Here is a 16,145-nt window from a genome sequence, read left to right on the forward strand (position 1 = left end):
ATCGTGCCTAGGATCGCAGGATGCCGGTTTCCTTGACAGCGGCCACGGCCAGCGGATTGTGTGCCTTCATCGATGCGTCACCCTCGCCGTTCCATGTGTGTGCGACGGTGGCGGCCGAGCTGGACGGCAACGGGTTCACGCCGTTGACCGAGGCGTCGGCGTGGGACGACGCGGGCGGGAAACACTATGTGGTGCGCGGTGGTTCGCTGATCGCGTGGGCTGACTACGACGCCGTGCCCGCCGCTCCCTTCCGGGTGGTCGGCGCGCATACCGACAGCCCCAATCTGCGGGTGAAGCAGCATCCCGACCTCGCGGGGTCCGGGTGGCAGCTGGTCGGGCTCGAGCCGTACGGCGGGGCGTGGCTGAACTCCTGGCTGGATCGGGAGCTCGGTCTCTCGGGGCGGCTCAGTGTGCGCGAGGGCGCGCGGATGCGCGATGTGCTGGTGCGCATCGACGAGCCGATCCTGCGGGTGCCGCAGCTGGCCATTCACCTGTCCGAAGACCGTCGCGGGGTCACCCTCGACCCGCAACGGCACGTGAACGCGATCTGGGGAATCGGTGACGCGCCCGCGCCGTTCCTGGACTTCGTCGCCGAGCGGGCCGGGGTGAACGGCGCCGATGTGCTCGGCTGGGAACTCATGACCCACGACCTCGCGTCGAGCACGATCGTCGGTCGCGATCTCGATCTGGTGAGCGCGCCGCGGCTCGACAACCAGGGCACCTGCTACGCCGGATTGCAGGCGTTCCTCGCGGCCGCCGACGAGCCGGGGGCGGCGACGGCCGTGCTGGTGATGTTCGACCACGAGGAGGTCGGGAGCCAGTCCGATCGCGGGGCGCAGTCGGATCTGCTGCCGGCGGTGCTGGAGCGGATCGTGCTGGCCCGCGGTGGTGGACGTGCCGATTACCTTGCCGCGCTTGCCGGTTCGGTGGTCGCCTCCGGCGATATGGCGCACGCGACGCACCCGAACTATCCGGACCGGCACGAGCCCGCGCATCGCATCGAGGTGGGCGGTGGACCGGTGCTCAAGGTGAATCAGAACCTGCGCTACGCCACCGACGCGGCGGGCGCGGGCGCGTTCGCGCTCGCCTGCGCGCAGGCCGAGGTGCCGCTGCAACGCTATGTCCACCGCGCCGACCTGCCGTGCGGCTCGACCATCGGCCCGATGACGGCCGCCCGCACCGGGATGTCGACCGTCGACGTCGGCGCACCCCAGCTCGCCATGCACTCGTGCCGCGAACTCATGGGCGCCGCCGACGTGCCCGCCTATGCCTCGGCTCTCGCGGCGTTCCTGACCCCGGAAGCGACGGACTGACCGACTCGGCCTGGCTCAGTTCGTCGCGAGTTCCGAGGTCGCCGAAGGCTTTCGGGCCGGGCGGTAGGTGATCACCGCGTAGACGATCACGGCGAACGTGGTCCACACATAACTGCTGCCGATGATCTGCTGCCACCAGGCCCAGGCGAGTTCCTTGTCGCCCGAATGCGGCAGAACCCACTGCGGGCCGACGATGAACATCAGTGTGAACACGATGACAACGGTGGTGAAGGCCCGGGAGCGGCGGCGCACGGCCAGGCTCACGGCGACGACCAGCGCGGGGGCCACCCAGACCCAGTGATGCGACCACGACACCGGCGAGACCAACAACACCGCGGCCGCGTTCACCAGTAGCGCGCCGACATCGTTGCCCGCGCCGATCAGGCGGTACATCCACACCGAGGCCAGCGCGATCGTCAGCGCGGACAGGCCCAGCCACAGGCCCGTCGCCAGCGATTCGTCCATGCCGAGGCGGAACAGCGTGCCCTTGATCGACTGGTTGCCCGCGAAGTAGGGGGTGCCGATGCGGCCGGTGTCGGAGACGGTGTGGAACCAGTATTCGACCGAATCCTTCGGGAACAGCAGGAAGCCGACGCCCACCGCGGCGGCGGCCGACGCGACCATGGTGGCCGCGGCTTTCCAGTCTCGGCGGAGCAGGAAATACAGCAGGTAGCCTGCCGGAATCAGCTTGATCGACACCGCGATGCCGATCAGCATCCCGCGTGGCCAGAAGGGCTTGCGCACGAGAATGTCGAGGGTGACCGCGGCCATCAGGATCAGGTTGATCTGGCCGAAGTTGAAGGTCTGGCGGACCGGTTCGAGGAACTGGGCAAGGCCGAGCCCGGCGATCAACACGGTGAGGACCGAGATGCGGTCGAGCTCGGGACGCACGCGAACCAGTACCAGCCACAGCACGATGGCCAGGCTCGCCAGCGAGGTCGACAGCACGACGACCTCGGCGACCACCAGCGGCATCAGGGCCAGCGGCACGAAGAACATCGCGGCCAGCGGGGGATAGGTGAACGGCAGGCCGAGGCCGTGGACCGGCGGCATCGGGCCGTACAGGTCGCCGCCGTCGAGCCACACGCGCGCGCCGTTGCGGTAGACCTGCAGGTCGATGAACCCGTGCCACCAGTGCGCGAGGAGCGCGACGGCCGCGGAGACGACGAACAGTCCGACGGCCGCGGTCAGCCGGCGACGTTGACGCTCCACGTGGTCGGGATCGGGAATACGCGGCTCGACCTGCTCGGCAACCCCCGGACTTTCGTTCACGGCGCCAGAGTAACGGGTACTCCGATGCCCCAGCCGCAAGTGTGACCAGACCGAATCCGGCCGCCTCCCCAGCGTGAGGGCAGGACGGGCGGCAGGCGGTTACCCCGCAACCATTAGACTCTGCAGATCAAGTTCCCCCCGGCCGAAAGGACCCTGGTCTCCCGTGACACTGCAGGTCGACACCGTCGCTACCGCCGCAGCCACCCCGGATGCTCCGCAGCCGTACAAGGAACTCGGTCTCAAAGACGACGAGTACGCCCGCATCAAGGAAATTCTGGGCCGTCGGCCCACTGATGCCGAGCTGGCGATGTACTCGGTGATGTGGAGCGAGCACTGCTCCTACAAGTCCTCCAAGGTGCACCTTCGCTACTTCGGTGAAACCACCACCGACGAGATGAAGGCCTCCATGCTGGCCGGGATCGGCGAGAACGCCGGCGTGGTCGACATCGGCGACGGCTGGGCCGTCACCTTCAAGGTGGAGAGCCACAACCACCCCTCCTACGTGGAGCCGTATCAGGGCGCGGCCACCGGCGTCGGCGGCATCGTGCGCGACATCATGGCCATGGGCGCGCGTCCGATCGCGGTGATGGACCAGCTGCGCTTCGGCGCGGCGGACGCCCCCGACACCCGTCGCGTGGTCGACGGTGTGGTGCGCGGCGTCGGCGGTTACGGCAACTCGCTCGGCCTGCCCAATGTCGGCGGCGAGACCGTCTTCGATGCCTCCTACCAGGGCAACCCCCTCGTGAACGCGCTGTGCGCGGGCGCGATGCGCGTGGAAGACCTGCACCTGGCCTTCGCTTCGGGCAACGGCAACCGGATCATCCTGTTCGGTGCGCGCACCGGCCTCGACGGCATCGGCGGCGTGTCCGTGCTCGCCTCGGACTCCTTCTCCGGTGACGAGTCCGGCACCGGCCGCAAGAAGCTGCCCGCCGTGCAGGTGGGCGACCCGTTCACCGAGAAGGTGCTCATCGAGTGCTGTCTCGACCTGTACGCGGCCGGGCTGGTCGTCGGTATCCAGGACCTCGGCGGCGCCGGGCTGTCCTGTGCCACGTCCGAACTCGCCGCGGCGGGCGACGGCGGCATGCACATCGACCTGACCAGGGTCCCGCTGCGCGCCAAGAACATGACCCCCGCCGAGATCCTGTCGAGTGAATCGCAGGAGCGCATGTGCGCGGTCGTGACGCCGGAGAACGTGGACGCGTTCATGGCCGTCTGCAAGAAGTGGGACGTGCTGGCCACCGATATCGGTGAGGTCACCGACGGCGACCACCTCGTGATCACCTGGCACGGCGAGACCGTGGTCGACGTGCCGCCGCGCACCGTGGCCCACGAGGGCCCGGTCTACGAGCGCCCCGTGCAGCGTCCCGACACCCAGGACGCGCTGATCGCCGACACCACCGCCACCCTGACCCGGCCGAAGACCGGCGACGAGCTGCGCGAGACCTTGTTCACGATGATCGCCAGCCCGCAGCTGTGCAGCCGCAAGTGGATCACCGAGCAGTACGACCGCTACGTACGCGGCAACACCGTGCTGGCCGAGCACGCCGACGCGGGCGTCGTCCGCATCGACGAGTCCTCGGGCCGCGGTATCGCCCTGGCCACCGACGCGTCGGGCCGCTACACCAAGCTCGACCCGTACACCGGCGCGCAGCTGGCGCTGGCCGAGGCGTTCCGCAATGTCGCCACCACCGGCGCCACCCCCAAGGCCGTCACCAACTGCCTGAACTTCGGTTCGCCGGAGGATCCGGGCGTGATGTGGCAGTTCCAGCAGGCCGTGCGCGGTCTGGCGGATGGTTGTGCGGCGCTGGGCATTCCGGTGACCGGCGGCAACGTGAGCTTCTACAACCAGACCGGCAAGGACGCCATCCTGCCCACCCCGGTGGTCGGCGTGCTCGGCGTGATCGACGATGTGCACCGCCGCATTCCGACCGGCCTCGGCCTCGAGCCGGGCGAGTCGCTGATCCTGCTCGGCGAGACCCGCGACGAGCTGGACGGCTCGATCTGGTCGCAGGTGGTCCACGATCACCTCGGTGGCGTGCCGCCGCGGGTCGACTTCGCCCGCGAGCAGCTGCTCTCGGAGGTGCTCACCTCGGGTTCGCGCGACGGCATGATCTCCGCCGCGCACGACCTGTCCGAGGGTGGTCTGGCGCAGACCGTCATCGAGGCGGCGCTGGCAGGCGAAACCGGCTGCCGCATCGTGCTTCCCGAGGGTTCGGACCCGTTCGTGCAGCTGTTTTCCGAGTCGGCGGGGCGCGTGCTCGTCGCGGTGCCGCGTTCGGAGGAGACCCGGTTCACCAAGATGTGCGACGCGCGGCAGCTGCCGTGGGTGCGTATCGGCGTGGTGGACCAGGGTTCGGATTCGGTCGAGGTGCAGGGGCAGTTCTCCGTGACACTCGCCGAATTGCGTGAGGCATTCGAAGGCACGCTGCCTAAGCTGTTCGGAGCGCATACCGCCTGATCGATCGGACGAGGAGTCGAGCTTGACCACTGAGAGTACGGGCTCGACTTCTCTGTCCGCGGCGCGCGAGGATCCCGCGCACAACAACCTCTTCGTCCGGGGAATTCACCTGGTGGAGAGGTTTTTTCATCCGGATTACGTCGGCCTGATCGTGGCCACGATGTTCTTCGGACTGTCGCTGACACCCTCGCTGCTTCCGCGTGACTGGTTCTTCCAGGGACTGCTCAGCGGGATCAACGCCACGATCGGCTACGGGCTCGGCTGCGCGCTGTCCTGGGTCTGGCGCAAGTGGATCGCGCCCCGGATCACCTGGCCCGCCCAGGTCTCGTCGGCCTGGAGCCGGCGGCCCGGCTGGCTGCTGGTGGCGGTGAAGGGCGCGATCGTGGTGGCGTGCCTGGTCTTCGCGGTGCTGATGAGCATCAAGTCCTCGCAGTGGCAGCGCGAGATCACCGATCTGATGGGGATGGCGCCGGTGTCCGACGCCGGGTATCCGCGCACGGTGTTGCTCGGCGCGGTGGTGGTGGGTCTGCTGATCTGGATCTCGCGTCTGGTGGTTCGGCTGGTACGCACGGTGGCGCGCGCGCTGAACCAGTGGGTGCGGATTCCGGCTTCGTTCGCGCGGCCGCTCGGGGCGATCGTCGTGCTGGTGGCCGCGGTGCTGTTGTTCAACGGTGTGTTGGCGAAAGGCTTTTTCGCCGTGGCCAACTCGGCGTTCAGCGCGCGCAACAGCCATACCTCGCCGAACGCGGTCCAGCCGACGCTGCCCGAACGTTCCGGTAGCCCCGATTCGTTGGCCAAGTGGGAAACGCTGGGCTCGGAGGGCCGATGGTTCGTGGCGAACGCGCCGACCGCTCTCGCGATCGGCGAGGTCACCGGAAAGCCCGCGCGCGAACCGATCCGGGTCTACGCGGGCCTGGAATCCGCGGACGGCGTCGAGGCGCAGACCGATGTGGCCGTCGCCGAACTCGAGCGCACCAAGGCTTTCGAACGCGAAGTGCTCGTGGTGATCAGTACCACCGGCACCGGCTGGGTCGATACGGCCAGCGCCGAGGCGGTCGAGCTGATGTTCGGCGGCGACACCGCGCTGGTGGCGACGCAGTACTCGTATCTGCCCAGCGCGCTGTCGTTCCTGTCCGACCGGGACAAGTCGATGACCATGGGGCGCACGCTGTTCGACAAGGTGTACGACCGCTGGTCGGCGCTGCCCGAAGACGCAAGGCCCAAGCTGCTCGTCTACGGCGAGAGCCTCGGGTCGCAGGGGTCGGAGGGCGCGTTCTCCGGTCTGGCCGATATCCGTAACCGCACCGACGGCGTGCTGTGGGTGGGGCCGCCCAACTCCAACCGGCTGTGGTCGGAATTCGTGACCAGGCGCGATCCCGGCACCGAGGAGATCACCCCGATCTACGCCGACGGAATGTCGGTGCGGTTCGCCGCGAGCGCCGATCAGCTCGCCCGGCCGACGCCGGTCTGGAACGACCCGCGCATCGTCTACCTGCAGCATGCCTCCGATCCGGTGGTGTGGTGGTCGCCGGATCTGCTGTTCAGCAGTCCGGACTGGTTGCGGGAGAAGCGCGGACCCGATGTGTCACCGGCGATGTCGTGGTACCCGATCGTCACGTTCTGGCAGGTGGCGGCGGATCTGCCCCGCGCGCAGACGGTGTCGGACGGGCACGGCCACAACTACGGCAATCTGCTGCCCGACACGTGGGCCGCGGTGGCCCGACCACCGGACTACACACCGGAATTGGCCGCCCGGATCAGCGCGTTCATCGAAGAATCCATGGCCACCGAGCGCGAGTTGAAGTGACGAACCACGCGGCGCCGAACCCCTCGATCGGCGCCGCGCGGTGGGGGTTCACGACACCGATTTGAACGGATTGTGTTCGGCGATCAGCTGTTCCAGCCGAGCTTCGTCGATCCGGCCGATCAGTGACTGGGTCTCCTGCTGGTCGCGCACGACCTTGGCCAGGGTGAAGCAGCTCGTCACCAGGAACAGGCCCGACATCGCCAGGAACGCGCGCTGCCAGCCGTCCAGCGGCAGGTAGGCGATTCCGGCGCCGGTCCCGAACAGGCTGACAGCGAAAGCGATCGCGGCCTGGGCCATGTAGGCCGAGGTGTTCTTCGGCTTGGTGTTTGTGCTCATGGTTCTCAGTGTGCGCAGCCACGGCGTCGCGATCGCGCGTACAACTACTCGAGCGCGGTACGTAGTTTGTGAGCGGCTCCGCAGTGACAAATCCGGTGATTGTCGGTAGCGGCGGCCATACTGAGGCGGTGACCGAGCGCGCTTCGACTTCTGCGATGCTGCGTGCGCGCGGCGGCGTTGTCGTGCGGCGCGTGGAAGCCGTGGTCGATCTGAATTATGTCGGATTGGTGCTGGCGACGCTGTTTTTCGGGCTGTCGGTGACGCCCTCGCTGGTGCCGCGTGACTGGCTGTTCCAGGGGCTGATCAGCGGAATCAACGCCGCGATCGGGTACGGGCTCGGCTGCGTGCTCGAATGGGTGTTCCGGCGGTGGGTGCGGGCTCTGATTCCGATTCCCAGCCCGTCCGATCGGGTGCGATACGTGCTCAAGGCGATCTTGCTGGTGGGGTGTGCGCTGGTCGCTGCGGTGATGCTGGTGCAGTCGGCGCGATGGCAGCGCGAGATCACCTCGCTGATGGGGATGGCCGGGACCACCACGCCCGCGTATCTGCGCACCGGGTTGCTCAGCGTGGCGGTCGGGGTGGCCGTGGTGGCCGCGTATCGGACGGTGCGCGTGATGGTGCTCGGGCTGGCTCGTCAACTCAATCGGTGGGTGCGGGTGCCGCGAGAGCTGGCGCCTGCCGCCGGGTTGCTGGTGTTGGTCGTTCTCACGGTGACGATGGTGAACGGTGTCGCCTCGCAGGCGTTCTTCGCGGTGGCCAACTCGGCGTTCAGCGTGCGCAACGACCGGACCACACCGTACGCGGTGCAGCCGGTCGCGCCGGAGCGTTCGGGGAGCCCCGAGTCGCTCGCGCCGTGGCAGACGTTGGGGTTCGAGGGGCGGTGGTTCGTGTCCAACGGTCCGAGCGCGGCCGCGATCACCGAGGTGACGGGGAAGCCCGCGCGCGAACCCGTTCGGGCGTACGTGGGGTTGGAGTCGATGGCCAAGGGGCAGACCGCGGCGCAATTGGCTGTCGCCGAGCTCGAGCGGACCCGCGCCTTCGACCGAGAGGCGATGGTGGTGGTCACGACTACCGGTACCGGGTGGGTCAACGGGATGGCCGCGGCGGCCGTGGAATACCTCTACGGCGGCGATACGGCGATCGTCGCGACCCAGTTCTCGTATCTGCCCAGCGTGCTCTCGTTCCTGTCGGACCGGGAGAAGGCGGCCGCGGCCAGCCGGGAGCTGTTCGACGCGGTGTACGAGCGGTGGTCGGCGCAGCCGGAAGGGCATCGGCCGAAGTTGTTCGTCTACGGGGAGAGCCTGGGTTCGCAGGGGTCGGAGGAGGCCTTCGACGGGTTGGCCGAATTGCGCGAGGAGGTCGATGGAGCGTTGTGGGTCGGCCCGCCGAACTCGAATCGGTTGTGGCGGCAGTTCGTCGATCGTCGCGATCCGGGTTCGCCCGAGGTAGCGCCGGTGTACGCGGACGGGCTCGTCGTTCGCTTCGCCGATGACGCGACAGATTTCGACAGTGCGGAGCCGTGGCGCGAACCCCGCATCGCCTACCTGCAGCATCCCTCCGACCCGATCGTGTGGTGGTCGGCCGATCTGATCTTCACTCAGCCGGATTGGTTGAGCGAGCCACGCGGTTCCGATGTGTCGACCCAGATGCGGTGGGCGCCTTTCGTGACGTTCTGGCAGGTCACGGCCGATCTCACGAACGCGCAGGGGGTCGTCGACGGGCACGGGCATCGGTACGGGAGTTTGGTGCTCGACGGATGGTTGGCCGTCGCGGCTCCGCCCGGGTTGGACGGCACTGTCATCGAAAGGATCCGTGCCGCACTGGAATCAGCGGAAACCTACGAGCGCGAGGTGAAGTGAGGCGACTCGAAAGTGCTGCGGCGCTGATCCTTCCGCTGCTGTGGAGCAACCGGGTCCTGCCAGCTCTCGATCTGCCCTTGCGCGGCCGTACCGTCGCGAACACGGCTTTCGCCGCGGGATATGCCAAGCTCTTCCGTGGTAGTCCGAACTGGTTGTCGCCCAGCGGTTTCCGATGGGGACTCGGGAGCTCGGGGATCGTCCTCATCGGGTACGCCGTTGCCCTGGCGATCCCGTCCCTGCGACGCCTCCCACTCGAAATCGCCGTCCGCGCACCAGAGACCTCGACTCTCGAATGGATTGCCCTGCACATCCCCGTCGGTACCGTCCTGGCCGAAGAAGCGATCTTCCGGGGGACCCTCGATCCCTTGCTCGCCGAGAGCCTCGGCCCACCGGCTCCGGTGATCAGCGCCCTCGACTTCGGCCTCTGGCACATCCAACCGGCAAGAGCCGCAGAAGACCCGGTATTCCCGACGGTCGCGGCCACCACCCTGGCCGGGCTCGTCTTCACCGAACTTCGCCGTCGGTCCGGCAGTGCCACCGCGCCCGCGCTCCTGCATCTGGCGATCAATGCCGGGGGAGCGCTCGCGCCCAGCGCCGCCCGGTGGGTCGACGGGCTGAGGCGCTAGCGCGGCTCAGGCGGTGGCGACGAAACCGGCGACGGCCTCGGTGAAGGCGTCGTTGTCGTCGCCCGCGGCGGTGTGGGCGGCCGTGCTGATCTCGGCAAGGCGGGCGTGCGGTGCGAGCGCGAGGAAGGCCGCGGCGCCCTCGTCGCTGACGACATCGGACTTGCCACCGCGGATCAGCAGGACCGGGATGGTCAGGGCCTCGGCGGCGGCCTCCATCTCGACGATGCGGGCGTCCGGGTCTTCGTTGACGTCGCTGATCAGGTCGGGGTCCCAGTGCCAGTACCAGCGGCCGTCGCGCTCGCGCAGGTTGCGCAGGAGGCCGTCGGCGTTGTCGGGGCGCGGGCGGTGCGGCAGGTAGGCGGCGACCGCGTCGGCCACCTGGTCGAGGGTGTCGAAGCCGTCGCGGTGCTTGCCGAGGAAGTCCATGACGCGGCTCACGCCCGCGGATTCCGAGCGGGGCACGATGTCGACCAGAACGAGCGCGCGGATCGCGCTGCCACCCGGTCTCGCCGTGGCGAGCAGCCCCGTGATCCCGCCCATGCTCGCCCCGACGACCACCGCACCCGCGTCCGGCGTCGCGCCGAGCTGTTCGAGGACGGCGTGCAGGTCGCCCACCATCGCGGTCCTGCCGTAGTCGGCGGTCGGCGACCAATCGCTCTCACCGTGCCCACGCGCGTCCACGGTGACGACCCGCATCCCCGCCGCCGCGAGCGCCCGCCCGGTCCGCTTCCACGAATACCGGTTCTGCCCGCCACCGTGCAGCATCACGACCAACGGGCCGTTCTCGGCACCGAAGCTGTCGGCGACCAGGGTGAGCCCGTCAGCACTGCGCAATCGCAACGTGGTCGGCTCGAGGGGACCGGTGACACTCATAGGACGAATGTACGACGCGGTCCACGCTCCGGCATCGCCGGGCATTCGATCGGTCTGCGGTGTTGCCGTGTCAGCTGGCGGACTCGGTCCCGCTCAGGTGTTCGGCGTCGCTAATGCTCGGGTGCCGGAGTGTCACGGGCCCTCGGTAGCGTCTCGGGGTATGGCTGGACGGAATGTGGTCGATCCCGCGCAGGTGCGGGCGGCGGTGTTGGGTGTGGGGGAGTGGTTGCGGGATCCGGCGTTGCCGGTGCCGGGGCGGCGGGAGTTGGGGGCCGCGGTGAAGGGGACGGTGCGGGCGTTGGCGGGGAGTGCGCCGGGGCATTCGGTGGAGGTGCGGGTGCCGCCGTTCGTCGCCGTGCAGTGCATCGAGGGGCCTCGGCATACCAGGGGGAACCCGCCGAATGTGGTGGAGACCGATCCGCGGACGTGGTTGCTGCTGGCCACGGGGCTGTTGACGTTCGAGGCGGCGGCCGAGTCCGGTGCGTTGACGGCCTCGGGGACCAGGGCGGGGGAGATCGCGGGGTGGCTGCCGATCGTGGCGTTGCCCGACCCGGCTGCCGGATAAGCGGCAACCGGGTCAGGGCTCAAGCGGCCGTGGTGTGCTTGCGGTGCAGGCCCTTGTAGTCGTAGTAGCGGGTGATGATCGTGCCCGCGACGACGGCGATCGTGATGCCGAGCAGCGACATCCAGATGCCCCGGTCGAGACCGGCCGCGTAGCCGGCGTCGAAGTACAGGATCGAGCGGACGCCGAGGAACACCTGGTGCATCGGCTCGAATTCGGCGAGCCACGCGAGGTAGGTCGGGGTCGCCTCGATCGGGACGGTACCGCCGGAGGAGGGCAGGCCGAGGATGACGAACAGCGTCAGGTTCACCAGCAGCCCCGCGGTGCCGAGGGCGGCCAGCGTCATCAGGGCGGTCCAGCCGACCGCGGTCATGGCGAGCACCGAGAACAGGACCAGGGCGAGCGGATTGTCGATCGGCATGCCGACCGCCTTGCCCACCAGCAGGAACACCAGCGAGGCGATGACCGCGACCAGCGCCGATATCCCCCATTTGATCAGCAGCGTGTGAAAGCGCGAGATCGGAGTGGGGGGATAGTGCACCGACCACGGGCCGTACTCGGTGGGGAGGAAACCGAGTTGGGCATCGACCATCGTGTGGATCACCATCGCCCCGACCATGCCGGCCAGCAGCAAGAGCAGTGAGAAGAAGAACGCTGTCAGGCCGATGCCGGTGCCGCTCGGCAGCGGACGGAAGTCCTGCGCGACCACGTCGATCGGACTCTCGAGGGTGAGCATCGCCGCGCCGGACACCTGCGGCGGCGGTGCGCCCGCCGGCGTCTCGGCCAGGGTGGCCCGTACCTGCTCGGTCAGTTGGAGGCCGACCTGTTTGTCGACTTCGGTCAGCGCCTGGTTGCCGATGCGCTGCATGATCCCGACGCCGTAGGCGCCCATGCGCGGGTTGGCTTGCAGGGTGATGATCGGCCGTTCCATCTCGCCGGGCACGATGCTGCCCGTGCCGAGAATGCCCAGGCGTTTGCTGAAATCGCCGGGGATGATGATCGCGCCGTAGATCTGTCCGGTGCGCAGCAGTTGTTCGGACTCCGATTTTCCGACGACGTGCAGGTCTACCTTGTCGGCGGGGATACCGGCGACGAGTGCGTCGGCGACCTGCTTGCCGAAATTGACCTGCTTGGTCTGCTCGCCCGAACCCATCACGTCGCCGACATCGGAATTGACCAGCGCGATCGGGAAGTCGTGCAGATTCTCCTCCGGGTCGGCGATATAACCGAGGTACATCACCCCGAGCAGGGCGGTGAGCAGGGTCAGCACCGCAGTCGGCGAGAGCACGATCCGAGCCCAATGGCGCCGACCCAAGGTCGGTGTGGCGAACGTCGCTTCGCTTGCGGGCGGCTGCTCGGGATCAATCGGCTTCGCGCTGGTGTTCTCACTATCCGACCCGGTTCCACCGGCTGCAACGTGTGCACTGTCGTCCGTCGTCACGATCCGCACCGTAACAGCTCATCGGGGCTATCGGCGGGTTCGTGACCGGCGGATTGCTGCCGGGATGCGAGCGCGCGTACTACCTGCCCATGATTCACCCGTAGACTGACTAGTGCCCCCAGCCCGCCCGAACAGGGAGCAAACGGTGACCGACGTCGATCCTACGATCGTCCCCACGCCCCATACCCCCGACGAGATCGAACACGACCCTCGTGAGGAGTGTGGCGTCTTCGGCGTCTGGGCTCCCGACGAAGACGTGGCCAAGCTCACTTACTACGGCCTGTACGCCCTGCAGCATCGCGGGCAGGAGGCGGCCGGAATCGCCGTTTCCGATGGTTCCCAGATCCTCGTCTTCAAGGATCTCGGCCTGGTCTCCCAGGTCTTCGACGAGCAGACCCTCGCGGCCATGCCGGGGCATATCGCCGTCGGACACTGTCGCTACTCCACGACCGGTGGAGTCACCTGGGAGAACGCGCAGCCGATATTCCGCACCACCTCGGTCGGCTCAGGCCTGGCGCTCGGCCACAACGGCAACCTGGTGAACACCGCTGAATTGGCCGGTCGCGCACGCGAACTCGGCTTGATCGGCACCGGTGTGATCGATGGCCGCCCGCAGATGACCGGCGCCACCTCCGACTCCGACATCGTCACCGCGCTGCTGGCGCACGCCTCGGCGGACTCCAGCATCGAGGCCGCGGCGATGGAGCTGCTGCCGCAGTTGCGCGGCGCGTTCTGCCTCACCTTCATGGACGAGCACACCCTCTACGCCGCGCGCGACCCGCACGGCGTGCGCCCGCTGGTGCTGGGCAGGCTCGATCGTGGCTGGGTCGTCGCGTCCGAGACCGCCGCGCTCGACATCGTCGGCGCCGCGTTCGTCCGCGAGATCGAGCCGGGCGAGCTGCTGGCCATCGACTCCGAGGGCGTGCGCTCGATGCGCTTCGCCAACCCCGAACCCAAGGGTTGCGTCTTCGAGTACGTGTATCTGGCCCGTCCCGACACCACGATCGCCGGTCGCTCGGTGCACTCCACCCGTGTGGAGATCGGCCGCAAGCTGGCCAAGGAGCATCCGGTCGACGCCGATCTGGTGATCCCGGTGCCCGAGTCGGGCACGCCCGCCGCGGTCGGTTACGCCCAGGGCTCCGGCATTCCATACGGCCAGGGTCTGATGAAGAACGCCTACGTGGGCCGCACCTTCATCCAGCCCAGCCAGACGATTCGTCAGCTGGGTATCCGGCTCAAGCTCAACCCGTTGAAGGAAGTAATCCGCGGCAAGCGACTGATCGTCGTCGACGACTCCATCGTGCGCGGCAACACCCAGCGCGCGCTGATCCGCATGCTGCGCGAGGCCGGTGCGCTCGAGATCCACGTGCGCATCGCGTCGCCGCCGGTGAAGTGGCCCTGCTTCTACGGCATCGACTTCGCCTCGCGCGCGGAGCTGATCGCCAACGGCACCGGCGCCGACGACAGCTACGCCGACATGGTCGAGAACGTGCGCCGCTCCATCGGCGCCGACACGCTCGGCTACGTCTCCACCGCGGGCATGATCGCCGCCACCGAACAGCCGCGCTCGCGACTGTGCACCGCCTGCTTCACCGGCGACTACCCGATCGAACTGCCGCCGGAGGCCGCGATCGGCAAGAACGTGCTCGAGGGGATGCTCTCGGGCAAGGCCGAGTCGAAGCTGCTCGGCGAGAACGCCAACGTGGACGCGCTCAGTCGCCCCTGACGCTGCACACGAGGGGTCGGACAGGATAAACCTGTTCGGCCCCTTTTGCGTTGTGTACGAAGGTAATTCCGGTAACCGGTAATTTCGTAAGATTAGTTCATAACATGGCGGCAATAATTCGGACCATTTGAAACTGGGCGGTAATGGTTCACCTGTACGGTCCCTCGTTATATCGCTAGCTCACCATGTAGTCGTCGCCTCTGTGATCCGGGGGCGACGACTGCACGGCGTTCGAGAATGGGACCTGATGTTGAACAAGGCACGAAGCATGCGCGCGAAACGAATTGCCGCGGTGGGGATTACCGCCGCTGTCGCCGCCGCGCTGGCCGGTTGTGGCTCCGGCCGCACCGATGAAGCGGGCTCCGGTGCGGGCCTGGTCGTCGGCACCACCGACAAGATCTTCTCGCTCGACCCGGCCGCGGCGTACGACAACGGTTCGCTGCTGGTGGAGAACCAGATCTATTCGTATCTGCTGAACTTCGCACCGGGCGATACCACGCCCAAACCCGATGCGGCGGAAAAGTGCGAATTCACCACTCCGACGGTCTACACCTGCAAGATCAAATCCGGGCTGAAATTCGCCAGCGGTAACCCGTTGACCGCCAAGAGCGTGAAGTTCTCCTTCGACCGGATGGTGAAGATCAACGATCCGCACGGTCCCGCGTCGCTGCTCGGCAATCTCGACAAGACCGATGTGGTCGACGATCTCACCGTCGCGTTCACCCTGAAGGTCGCCAATGATCAGACCTTCCCGACGATCCTCCCGACCCAGGCGGGCCCGATCGTCGACGAGCTGGTGTTCCCGGCCGACAAGGTCGCCACCGACGACGAGGTCGTCGCGGCCAAGGGCTACTCCGGCCCGTACACGATCTCCAGCTACGACAAGAACAAGCTGGTGGAATACCGGGCCAATCCCGATTACCAGGGCATCCTCGGCACGCCGAAGACCGCGACGGTGTCGACCAAGTACTACGCCACCTCCGACAACCTGAAGCTGGACCTGCAGAACGGCGCCATCGACGTCGGCTACCGCTCGTTCACCCCCACCGACATCGACTCCCTGCGGGCCGATTCCAAGGTGAAGGTCACCGACGGCCCCGGCGGCGAGCTGCGCTACGTGGTGTTCAACATGAACACCATGCCGGGCAATACGCCGGCGCAGAAGCTGGCCGTGCGCAAGGCATTCGCGTCCTCCGTCGACCGTGAGGCGCTGGCCAACGGTGTCTACAAGGGCACTTACCAGCCCGCCTTCGGCTACGTCCCCTCGGGCATGGCCGGGTCGGCCGAGCCGCTGAAGGATCTCTACGGCGCCAAGCCCGACAAGGTCGCCGCCGCGAAGTTCCTCGCCGAAGCGGGCGTCGCCACCCGGTGACGCTGAACCTGCAGTACAACCCCGACCACTACGGCTCCAGCTCCTCGGAGGAGTACGCGGCGGTCAAGTCCCAGCTCGAGGCCTCGGGTCTGTTCAAGGTGAACCTGCAGTCCACCGAGTGGGTGACCTACCAGAAGGAGCGCGCCTCCGACGGGTACCCGATGTACCAGTTCGGTTGGTTCCCGGACTTCCCGGACGCCGACAACTACCTGACGCCGTTCTTCGGCCCGAACAACTTCCTGCAGTCGCACTTCGAGAACCCCGGCATCAACGCCCAGCTCACCGCCGAGGCCACCGAGTCCGACGCGACGAAGCGAATCGAGTTGCTGAAGAAGATCCAGGCCGATCTGGCGCAGAACCATCTGCCGACCCTGCCGTTGCTCTCGGGTAAGCAGGTCGCGGTGTCGAAGCCGGGCGTCACCGGTGTGGATCAGACCCTCGACGGCTCCTTCAAGTTCCGGTTCACGGTCCTAGGCAAGTGAGTGACGTTGCCGCCGCGC

At 67.7% G+C, this 16,145-nt stretch carries 11 protein-coding genes and 1 pseudogene; 8 read left to right on the forward strand and 4 right to left on the reverse strand.

Features of this window, described 5'->3' with window-relative positions:
• The first annotated feature begins 20 nt into the window (after positions 1-20).
• Positions 21-1,313 carry a M18 family aminopeptidase gene (locus OHS03_RS31160; protein ID WP_328658968.1) on the forward strand — a complete coding sequence of 431 codons (1,293 nt, stop codon included), beginning with the start codon at positions 21-23 and terminating at the stop codon, positions 1,311-1,313.
• Positions 1,314-1,328: 15 nt separating this feature from the next.
• Here the strand turns inward: OHS03_RS31160 and OHS03_RS31165 are convergent, their stop codons facing one another.
• Positions 1,329-2,585, reverse strand: coding sequence for a glycosyltransferase 87 family protein (locus OHS03_RS31165; protein WP_328658971.1), 1,257 nt, complete (start codon positions 2,583-2,585; stop codon positions 1,329-1,331).
• A gap of 163 nt (positions 2,586-2,748) precedes the next feature.
• Between OHS03_RS31165 and purL the strand changes: the two genes are divergently transcribed.
• Entirely contained in the window at positions 2,749-5,043 is a 2,295-nt protein-coding gene (gene purL / locus OHS03_RS31170) for a phosphoribosylformylglycinamidine synthase subunit PurL (RefSeq protein WP_056818760.1), read from the forward strand.
• 22 nt (positions 5,044-5,065) lie between these two features.
• Positions 5,066-6,850, forward strand: coding sequence for an alpha/beta hydrolase (locus OHS03_RS31175; protein WP_307591128.1), 1,785 nt, complete (start codon positions 5,066-5,068; stop codon positions 6,848-6,850).
• Between the two features lie 48 nt (positions 6,851-6,898).
• On the opposite strand, the gene OHS03_RS31180 is transcribed toward OHS03_RS31175, so the two are convergent.
• Positions 6,899-7,186, reverse strand: coding sequence for a YiaA/YiaB family inner membrane protein (locus OHS03_RS31180; protein ID WP_056818759.1), 288 nt, complete (start codon positions 7,184-7,186; stop codon positions 6,899-6,901).
• A 128-nt stretch (positions 7,187-7,314) separates the two neighbouring features.
• Here OHS03_RS31180 and OHS03_RS31185 point away from each other — a divergent pair, with 128 nt between their 5' ends.
• Positions 7,315-9,045, forward strand: coding sequence for an alpha/beta hydrolase (locus tag OHS03_RS31185; protein ID WP_442942348.1), 1,731 nt, complete (start codon positions 7,315-7,317; stop codon positions 9,043-9,045).
• Positions 9,042-9,671, forward strand: coding sequence for a CPBP family intramembrane glutamic endopeptidase (locus OHS03_RS31190; protein ID WP_328658973.1), 630 nt, complete (start codon positions 9,042-9,044; stop codon positions 9,669-9,671). The genes OHS03_RS31185 and OHS03_RS31190 overlap by 4 nt, the downstream gene beginning before the upstream one ends.
• Positions 9,672-9,677: 6 nt before the next feature.
• On the opposite strand, the gene OHS03_RS31195 is transcribed toward OHS03_RS31190, so the two are convergent.
• Positions 9,678-10,544: an alpha/beta fold hydrolase gene (locus OHS03_RS31195; protein WP_056818754.1), complete on the reverse strand. Its 867-nt coding sequence runs from the start codon at positions 10,542-10,544 to the stop codon at positions 9,678-9,680.
• 160 nt (positions 10,545-10,704) lie between these two features.
• Between OHS03_RS31195 and OHS03_RS31200 the strand changes: the two genes are divergently transcribed.
• Positions 10,705-11,109: a sterol carrier family protein gene (locus OHS03_RS31200; protein ID WP_328658975.1), complete on the forward strand. Its 405-nt coding sequence runs from the start codon at positions 10,705-10,707 to the stop codon at positions 11,107-11,109.
• Between the two features lie 19 nt (positions 11,110-11,128).
• Here the strand turns inward: OHS03_RS31200 and OHS03_RS31205 are convergent, their stop codons facing one another.
• Entirely contained in the window at positions 11,129-12,394 is a 1,266-nt protein-coding gene (locus tag OHS03_RS31205; protein ID WP_328658977.1) for a YhgE/Pip domain-containing protein, read from the reverse strand.
• Between the two features lie 298 nt (positions 12,395-12,692).
• On the opposite strand from OHS03_RS31205, the gene purF reads away from it, so the two are divergent.
• Positions 12,693-14,273 carry an amidophosphoribosyltransferase gene (purF, locus tag OHS03_RS31210; RefSeq protein ID WP_062982663.1) on the forward strand — a complete coding sequence of 527 codons (1,581 nt, stop codon included), beginning with the start codon at positions 12,693-12,695 and terminating at the stop codon, positions 14,271-14,273.
• A 268-nt stretch (positions 14,274-14,541) separates the two neighbouring features.
• Positions 14,542-16,127, forward strand: a pseudogene (locus tag OHS03_RS31215) (ABC transporter substrate-binding protein).
• Positions 16,128-16,145: the final 18 nt, after the last annotated feature.

This window comes from Nocardia salmonicida, from assembly GCF_036142455.1.
GTDB classification, from domain to species: Bacteria; Actinomycetota; Actinomycetes; order Mycobacteriales; family Mycobacteriaceae; genus Nocardia; species Nocardia salmonicida.

Bases quoted from the DNA above. Each gene is read 5' to 3' on its own strand.
- OHS03_RS31200 (WP_328658975.1), top strand. From the start codon at position 10,705: ATGGCTGGACGGAATGTGGTCGATCCCGCGCAGGTGCGGGCGGCGGTG.
- OHS03_RS31160 (WP_328658968.1), top strand. From the start codon at position 21: ATGCCGGTTTCCTTGACAGCGGCCACGGCCAGCGGATTGTGTGCCTTC.
- OHS03_RS31195 (WP_056818754.1), bottom strand. From the start codon at position 10,544: ATGAGTGTCACCGGTCCCCTCGAGCCGACCACGTTGCGATTGCGCAGT.
- OHS03_RS31180 (WP_056818759.1), bottom strand. From the start codon at position 7,186: ATGAGCACAAACACCAAGCCGAAGAACACCTCGGCCTACATGGCCCAG.